Origin of the sequence: Mycobacterium sp. 852002-50816_SCH5313054-b, from assembly GCF_001667185.1 — a bacterium.
In the GTDB taxonomy this organism is placed as follows: Bacteria; Actinomycetota; Actinomycetes; order Mycobacteriales; family Mycobacteriaceae; genus Mycobacterium.
Genome location: NZ_LZIC01000103.1, coordinates 1 through 816, shown reverse-complemented (window position 1 = coordinate 816; position 816 = coordinate 1). Strand labels below are relative to the sequence as shown.

Below are 816 nucleotides of genomic sequence, written 5' to 3'. Positions count from 1 at the left end.
AGCCCGGCCGGCGGCGGCGGCGACGGGGGCCAGGGCGGTCAAGGCGGCGCGGGCGGCCCCGGCGGCGACGCCGTCCCCGGCGCAGCCACCGGCCGCGGCGGCTACGGCGGCGTCGGCGGACAGGGCGGCGTCGGCGGAGCCGGCTTCGCCGACGACGGCAGCAACGACGCCGGCACGGGCGGCACGGGCGGGGCCGGGGGCCAAGGCGGTGCATTCGGCGCGGCCGGCACCGGCGGCGGCGCCGCGGCCCCGGGCGGCGCCGGCTCTGGCGGCAACGGCGGGGTCGGCGGCCAAGGCGGCGCCACCACCACCAGCGGTGACATCGCTGGTGCGGGCGGGCAAGGCGGCCAAGGCGGCGCGGGCAACGCCGGCAACGCTGGCCCGGGCGCCGGCAGCGGCTCCACTGCCGGCATGGGCGGCGCCGGGGGCGTCGGGGGCAACGCTGTGGCCGGTGCCACCAACGGCAGCGGCGGTCACGGCGGTCAGGGTGGCACCGGCGGTCAAGGTGGCGCCGGCTCGGCCGACGACGGCACCAACGACGCTGGTGCCGGCGGCGGCGGCGGTGGGGGCGGCACTGGTGGTCAAGGCGGCGCGGTCGGAACCGGCGGCAGCGGCGGCCTCGCAGGAAACGGCGGCGCGGGCGGCACCGGCGGCGCCGGCGGTCTGGGCGGCGCCACCAGCTACAGCGGTGACACGGCCGGCGTTGGCGGCGGGGGCGGGGGCGGCGGCCCCGGCGGCGCCGGGGGCGGGGGCCCGGCGGGCCGCGGCGGGGGGCAGGGCGGGCCGGGCGGGGGCGGGGCGGGCGGGGGGGGGGCC

General features: G+C 84.7%; 1 pseudogene. It reads left to right on the top strand.

From position 1 onward, the window contains the following. Positions 1–816 (top strand): annotated as a pseudogene (locus tag A5787_RS27825) (PE family protein); the annotation flags it as partial.